Raw genomic sequence first — 7,052 nt, 5'->3', positions numbered from 1 at the left:
TTTTAACTAAAAATAAAGCAGCTTAATTAATAATCCGAAATTTAAAAGATTACTCTTGTTTTATAGGGGTCAAAACAGTGTGTTCTTTACAGGTAAAGGTTGTTTGTCTGCTACCCACCAATTAGACCTGTTTGAAATAGCTAATGTTAAATTAGAATAACTCCCTCATTTCCACATGCAATGAGCCTTTGTGAAATTTATTTTTGGATTGACTATGAGGAGTTTGAAAAGGCGTTTCTATAGATCTGAATTACAAAATGATTTTACTTTTTATTGTTTTTCAAAGCAACCTATAAAACAAAATGTCATCTACTTAAAAAACAAATAAGCGTATGAATATAAAATTAACATTTATAGGAATTGTAATTGCTATGATCACTTTGTCTTGTAAGAATGATGACAGCATAGAAAAGGAAATTATAAAAATAAATCATTTTAAAACAGTGGCTTACGGACCTTTTGCAGGACTGTTTATGAATACTCAAGGAGGAGAGGATTTAGGTACAGACAAATGGAGCATTTTTTACAATAGCATTGAAAATTTTGAATATGAGTTTGGTTATGTTTACACACTTTCTGTAGTAAAAACTAAAATTGAGGCTCCTCCGCAGGATGGAAGTGATTTGAAATACAAGTTAGAAGAACTAATTTCTAAAGAAAAAATAGCAGAAGATACTGAGTTTGAAATTACATTGAGAAAAGCTTATACAGAAGATTCAGAATTATATGTGACTGGCAATAGAACTGATGGATTTCAAATTTTAAATCAAATACATATAGATTGTGGTGATTTGTGTGAAGAACTTGAGGCTATTCAAAATAAAGACGGGTTGACCACAGTAACTGGCGTTTTTAAACATACAGACATGGAAAACACTGTAGAGTTGACAACGCTAAACGTTGAGGATTGATAATGAAGATATTTGTAAAACGATTGTTCTGTTTTTTTGAACATTGTAAAATCATTTTATAAATTTGAGGATGGAGATATTAGAAAAGTTTAAAAATTTGATAGAAGAGCATTTTATAAATGAACATGAAATTGCTTTTTATGAAAAAGAATTGGGCGTAAAACCAAAATATTTAAGCAAACTTTCTAAAAAACAAAACAGCCTTCCACCTTGTCAATTGTTGCTTCAAAAACAAATAAATTACAGTCAGCATCTTTTAAAGACCACTTCCAAAACGATTAAAGAAATTGCTCAAGAAATGAATTTTGAAGATCCTTATTATTTTAGCAAAGTGTTTAAAAAGAAAACAGGTATGTCTCCTACAGAGTACAGACAAATCAATCAGTAAGTTGTTGTTTGCTGTTTTTGGATGAACATATCATAAATATATCATAGAAAAAAGCTATCCCAAAATACAAATTAGGATAGCTTTTTTGTTGTCTAAAGGAGTTATAGAAGAGCTGGAATTCCAGGCAATTGTCCAACCAAAGCCAAAGAAACAATACAAATTAGGAACATCAGTCCAGGGATGATTAATTTTTCGGTTAAGTTTAGTGTTTTGGCTCTTTCATGATCCCCAATCAACCCCAAATTATCTAAGAACATGCTTAATGCCCAACCAAAAACGGGGTTTACAAAAGCACATGCAAAAATACAAGTTCCAGCACTCAATGCATCTTTTTGTTTATTTACCATTTGCATTCCTACTTCTAAAAGCGGTAAAAACACTCCTACAATCAAGGCAATTCTCAAAACAGGTTCCCACATTGCTAAATCCATAGGATAACCAAAAACGGAAGTCAATACACATAAAATAGCGGTCAACAAAGCACCACCAGGAATAGGTCTTTTGGCAATAGCTGCAGGAATAATATAGGTTCCCCAAGAAGAGCTGATATTTCCACCACCTAAGAATGATCCAATAATTTGTCTAATAGAAGCAATAGACATGGTATCGTCAATATCCATCAATGCTTTGTCGGCTTTTTTAGGATAATTTAGCTCTTGAAAAACACGATGACCTAAAAAGTCAGGAGTCCACATTGCAATAGCTAAAATGGCAAAAGGTAAAACAGCCACAAAACTGTTGATGTCTGGCCATCCTAATTTCCATCCTGTATTTTCTCCCCACCACCACATAGGATTCATGTGAGGCAAGCCAGGAGAGGTAGTAAACTCAAAATGTGCTCCCATTACATAAGCTACAATTCCAGCAATAGAAGAACAGAGGGGAATGGCCAACCATCGTTTACCTGCTTTGGCCAAATAGGCATAAATTAAGATTGTCAATCCAATTACAACAAAAGAAATGGTACTGGTATCTCCTAAAACTGCCCATTTTTCTAGTTTGTTAATTTGACCAATCAGGCCTACAGCACCTAAATAAATAAGCAAACCACCACGAACACCAATTCCTGTTAAATTCATAAGTTTAGAACCTCCTTTGGTAATACTTAGGATGATTCCAAAAAAACCGATGAGAATACCCAGGGCAAGAGGATGACCACCTGCCAGAGCAATGATTGGGATGAGTGGCAACATAGGTCCATGTGTCCCCGCTAAATTAGCTTTAGGATTTAGAATTGCAGAAAAAACAAAAACAAATAGAATTCCAGCAATCAAAAGCTCAAAACGAACATTTTCGGCTATAAATTCAGCACTTAGTCCATATTGAATTGCAAAAGCAGCAACTACAGCGGTAACCATTACCACTTTTCCGATAGTTGCGGCAATGGCAGGAACTAGATCTTCAATCTCAATAGAGTAGTCTCTAAAGGGTAAATTCAACTTCCAGCGTCTAAAATTTAGTATAGACAATTCATGCTCTAAATACTCTTTTCTAGAAGAAAATTCAGTTCTTTTTTTTCTCTTTTGTTTGTACATATGTATGTAAGTTGGAAATTTTTTATGAAAATATAAATTATATGTCTGTTTTGTTGTTAATAATTTATTTTTTATTGATAATTGTTTTTGAATGATGATTTGTTCTATTCAAAATATTAGATGAATAGCGGATGCTTAACAAATAAACATGTTTGTAAAATAGAAACAAACCGAAATTGACGGATGAACCTTTGTCCATTGTTAAAGGTTTTGTTTAGGGGTAACTTTACAGCAAATTTAATTTGAAAGTATGAAACAATTTACAAAGCACACAATAGAAAGTGCACCAGAAGAATCAAAAGAATTGCTAAAATATGGTGAGAAAAAATACGGTATGTTACCCAATTTATTTAGGTATATGGCTGGTGCACCAGCGGCTTTAGAAAGTTACGTTGATGTATTCAATATTTTTTCTAAAACTTCATTTACAGCAGGAGAACAACATTTAATTTTGTTAGCGATTAGCGTTGTCAATCACTGTGATTATTGTACAGCTGCTCATACCCGTGCAGCAAAAGCAAACGGAATTCCTTCTTCTGTATTGAACGCGGTCAGAAAACAAAAAGAGTTGGAAGATACTAGATGGAATATTTTAGTCAAAACAGCTCAGAAATTAACTGTAACTAGAGGAAATATAGAGACAGAAGATTTAGAACTATTTTACAATGCTGGTTTTTCTCCTGAAAATGTAATGGAAATAATTGTGGGAATTTCTCTTAAAACAATTGGTAATTACATCAACCATGTTACAGAAAATACAATTAATGAGGTGCTTGAGCCTTTTGCAGTAGGAAAAGAAATAGAAGATTGATGAAGAAGAATGTTAGGCAGCTTTCAATTAATTTTGAAAGCTGTCTAATTATATTTATAAAAATAAAATTTTAGTCAAACTTAGCGTAAAATTTTCCATTCCACTTCTCTTGCACACGTAACACTTGTTCTATAATATCTCGCACACAACCTTCTCCACCTTTGATAGGAGAAACGTATTTAGAAACCGCTTTTATTTCGGGTACAGCATCTTGTGGAGCGCACGGAATTCCTACCAATTCCATTACAGGATAATCAGGAATGTCATCTCCCATGTACACAATTTCCTCAGGTTTTAAGTTGTGAAGTTCTAAGATTTCGTGGTATTTTTCAATTTTATCATGAACGCCTAAATAAATATCTTTAATACCCAATCCTTCCAAACGACTTCTAACACCAATATTGCTTCCTCCGGATATGATACAAACAGGAAATCCTGCATCAATAGCAGTTTTTAAGGCATAACCATCTTTAATATTCATTTGACGTACCAATTCTCCACCAGGATATATAGTAACCATTCCGTTGGTTAAAACACCGTCAACATCAAAAATAAATCCTTTTACGTTGTTCAATAATTCTTTATAACTCTGTGCCATGCTTTTCTTGTATTGATTGGGTTATTAGTTGATAAATTGTTTTGTTAGTTCCTGTTAATTGATCCATATGTTTTATTATAGTTTGCTGGTCATTTCTGAGCGCAGGTCCTGTTTGAGCAATATGAGGAGGCAAAATTTGAGTTTTTAAAAATGTCTCTTGTAGTAACGGCTGTAAAATCTCAAAATCTATCTGATGTTCTTTGCACAAATCATAAGCAATTCCCATCATTCTATTGCTAAAGTTGTTGGCAAAAACAGCTGCCAAATGTATTTTTTGTCTTTTAGAAGCATCAATAGCGTAGACTGCATCTGAAAGAGAGTAGGCAAATTCACGTAAAATTTTGTAATCTTTTTCAAACTCGGTTTCCAAACAAAGAGGCAATTTTTTAAAATGTATTTTTTTCTCTTTGCTAAAACTTTGTAATGGATACAAAACAGCTCTATTTTGTGCCTGTAAATTGGTAAATGCTAAGGTTCCAGAGGTATGTGCTACTAACCCTTTTAAATGATTTAAATCTAACGTAGCAATAACATCGTCTGGCAAAGCAACCAAATAAAGGTCTGCTTTTTTCAATTCATACACGCTTTGTGTGGTTGGAATACTATTTTGATAAAGTTGAATTCCCTTTTGAGATCTGTTGAAAATCTGAATAAGTTCAATGGCGGGATTATTGATACACTCTTTGATAAAATGCGTACCCACTTTTCCTGCTCCAAGTATACAAACCTTTGTCATAGGGGTCAAAAATAAGAACAATTCTAAACACTACCTTGAAATAAATTAGATTTGATTACGACAAATACGAAGTTTACCTTTGAGCAAAAAATTTACAACGATGAAACTCCTATATATCATATTGCCCATTTTGCTATTTGCTTACTATATTTTTAGAGAGCAGAAAGTGAAAATTACAAACACGAAAACTTCTATCTATGATTTTATAGTCAAAGATTTACAAGGAAATGATTTTAATTTTTCTACTTTAAAAGGAAAAAAAATAATGATTGTAAATACGGCTTCTAAATGTGGTTTGACTCCACAATACGAACAATTACAAGAAATTTATGAAGCATATAATAACAGTAACAATTTTACAATTGTAGGGTTTCCTGCAAATAATTTTTTATATCAAGAACCAGGAGATTCTGAAGACATTCAAGAATTTTGTCAATTGAATTATGGAGTTACTTTTCCAATGATGGAGAAAATAGATGTAAAAGGAAAAAATCAAGCAGAAATTTATCAGTTTTTAACTCGTAAAAAATTCAATGGCGTACAAGATTCAAAAGTCACATGGAATTTTCAAAAATTCTTGATAGGAAGAGATGGAAAACTAGAAAAAGTAATCAGTCCAAAAATAAAACCGAACGATCCAAGCATTGTAAATTGGATTACAAAATAAATATATATGAATTTTAAGTTAGACATATTGGCCATAGGAGCACACCCAGACGATGTTGAGTTGGGATGTGGAGGTACATTGGCAAAAGAGATTGCAGAAGGAAAATTAGCAGGAATTTTAGATTTGACTCAAGGAGAACTAGGAACTAGAGGAACTCCAAAAATTAGAGCCATGGAAGCAGAAGCTGCTGCAGGTGTTTTAGGGGTAATGGTAAGAGAAAATTTAGAATTGCCTGATGGGTATTTAGAAAATAGTAAAGAATACCAGTTAAAAATAGTTGAAATTATTAGAAAATACCAGCCAGATATTGTGTTGTGTAACGCTATAGATGATCGTCACCCAGATCATGCAAAAGCAAGTAAATTGGTTTCGGATGCTTGTTTTTTAGCAGGGTTGAGAGCCATAAAAACGGACGTGGGGTTTGGAGATCAAGAAGCTTGGAGACCTAAAAATGTGTACCATTACATTCAGTGGAAAACCATTGAACCAGATTTTGTGGTGGATATTTCTGATTATATGGATGTAAAAGAAAACGCAATCAAAGCATTCAAATCACAATTTTACGATCCAAATAGCAAAGAGCCAGAATCTCCAATAACGAGTAAAAACTTTTTTGAGAGTGTAGACTATAGAGCAAAAGATTTGGGAAGATTGGTAGGTGTAAATTACGCAGAAGGTTTTACCACAGAACGTTACGTAGCGGTTAAAAATTTATCTGATATTTTTTAATTTTTTTCTTTGTAGAATTCAAGAAACCTCTTATATTTGCAACCGCTAACGCAAGCGCGCGCAAATGGTGGTTGTAGCTCAGTTGGTTAGAGTATCGGTTTGTGGTACCGAGTGTCGCGGGTTCGAGTCCCGTCTTCCACCCTTAAAAAATCCTATCTAGTTTTAGATAGGATTTTTTGTTTTTATGAGTTTTTATTCAAAAATAATAGGCAAGTTAGTTTTCTCAATTTTCACCAAATGATAGGATTGATTGACAACATGTGTGGCAAAAGGAGAGTTGTCTTCAATGTATTTTGTGCAAACCACCGTGTTTGATGTATTTTTTACAACATTTGCAATAGAAATATACGAACCTCCTTGTTGTCTAATACTATCAAATGTAGCAATCACAATGTATTTTGAAAAATCTATTTGAGTTTCTGTAAAATGGCTGGTCTCTTGGTTTATGGTATTCATTTTTGCTTTTAGATGGTTCCAGTCTTTTTCATTGGTTACCACCCAATTACTTTTAGAGATGCCTTCTTCTCCTTGTCCAGTGAGTATTCCTTTTCCAATTTTGGTGTAAATCACTTGGTCTGTTTGTGTACTTTTATCTTGGTTACAACTCATAAACAAGACAAAAATGAGTAGGAGGATTTTGTGCATCATTTTTCAAGAATTTTAATGTATTCAATATC

Annotated in this window: 9 protein-coding genes and 1 tRNA gene; 6 read left to right on the top strand and 4 right to left on the bottom strand. The window is 33.1% G+C overall.

The features are described from left to right. Nucleotides 1-332 precede the first annotated feature (332 nt). Nucleotides 333-911 carry a DUF4377 domain-containing protein gene (locus Q4548_RS14805; RefSeq protein WP_303456258.1) on the top strand — a complete coding sequence of 193 codons (579 nt, stop codon included), beginning with the start codon at nucleotides 333-335 and terminating at the stop codon, nucleotides 909-911. Between the two features lie 70 nt (nucleotides 912-981). Further along, complete coding sequence (locus tag Q4548_RS14800) at nucleotides 982-1,299, top strand: AraC family transcriptional regulator (RefSeq protein ID WP_303456257.1); 318 nt, start codon at nucleotides 982-984, stop codon at nucleotides 1,297-1,299. A gap of 101 nt (nucleotides 1,300-1,400) precedes the next feature. On the opposite strand, the gene Q4548_RS14795 is transcribed toward Q4548_RS14800, so the two are convergent. Further along, complete coding sequence (locus tag Q4548_RS14795) at nucleotides 1,401-2,834, bottom strand: DUF3360 family protein (protein ID WP_303456256.1); 1,434 nt, start codon at nucleotides 2,832-2,834, stop codon at nucleotides 1,401-1,403. A 250-nt stretch (nucleotides 2,835-3,084) separates the two neighbouring features. On the opposite strand from Q4548_RS14795, the gene Q4548_RS14790 reads away from it, so the two are divergent. Then, nucleotides 3,085-3,645, top strand: coding sequence for a carboxymuconolactone decarboxylase family protein (locus Q4548_RS14790; RefSeq protein WP_303456255.1), 561 nt, complete (start codon nucleotides 3,085-3,087; stop codon nucleotides 3,643-3,645). Between the two features lie 70 nt (nucleotides 3,646-3,715). Here the strand turns inward: Q4548_RS14790 and Q4548_RS14785 are convergent, their stop codons facing one another. Continuing rightward, nucleotides 3,716-4,243, bottom strand: a complete 528-nt coding sequence (locus Q4548_RS14785) for an HAD family hydrolase (RefSeq protein ID WP_303456253.1) — start codon at nucleotides 4,241-4,243, stop codon at nucleotides 3,716-3,718. Further along, nucleotides 4,227-4,979: a Rossmann-like and DUF2520 domain-containing protein gene (locus Q4548_RS14780; protein WP_303456252.1), complete on the bottom strand. Its 753-nt coding sequence runs from the start codon at nucleotides 4,977-4,979 to the stop codon at nucleotides 4,227-4,229. Before Q4548_RS14780 ends, Q4548_RS14785 begins: the two co-directional genes overlap by 17 nt. Before the next feature lie 100 nt (nucleotides 4,980-5,079). On the opposite strand from Q4548_RS14780, the gene Q4548_RS14775 reads away from it, so the two are divergent. The 3 genes from Q4548_RS14775 to Q4548_RS14765 all read left to right on the top strand — a co-directional run bounded on the left by Q4548_RS14775 (nucleotide 5,080) and on the right by Q4548_RS14765 (nucleotide 6,517). Then, nucleotides 5,080-5,646, top strand: a complete 567-nt coding sequence (locus Q4548_RS14775; RefSeq protein ID WP_303456250.1) for a glutathione peroxidase — start codon at nucleotides 5,080-5,082, stop codon at nucleotides 5,644-5,646. 6 nt (nucleotides 5,647-5,652) lie between these two features. Further along, nucleotides 5,653-6,375, top strand: coding sequence for a bacillithiol biosynthesis deacetylase BshB1 (gene bshB1, locus Q4548_RS14770; protein ID WP_303456248.1), 723 nt, complete (start codon nucleotides 5,653-5,655; stop codon nucleotides 6,373-6,375). Between the two features lie 66 nt (nucleotides 6,376-6,441). Beyond that, nucleotides 6,442-6,517: transfer RNA gene (locus tag Q4548_RS14765), tRNA-His, on the top strand. A gap of 50 nt (nucleotides 6,518-6,567) precedes the next feature. Here the strand turns inward: Q4548_RS14765 and Q4548_RS14760 are convergent. After that, nucleotides 6,568-7,023 carry a hypothetical protein gene (locus Q4548_RS14760; protein WP_303456246.1) on the bottom strand — a complete coding sequence of 152 codons (456 nt, stop codon included), beginning with the start codon at nucleotides 7,021-7,023 and terminating at the stop codon, nucleotides 6,568-6,570. Nucleotides 7,024-7,052: the final 29 nt, after the last annotated feature.

Origin of the sequence: Wenyingzhuangia sp. 2_MG-2023, assembly GCF_030548295.1 — a bacterium.
In the GTDB taxonomy this organism is placed as follows: Bacteria; Bacteroidota; Bacteroidia; order Flavobacteriales; family Flavobacteriaceae; genus Wenyingzhuangia.
The sequence above is the reverse complement of the archived record's forward strand: the minus strand, read 5'-3'. Positions and strand labels throughout refer to the sequence as shown.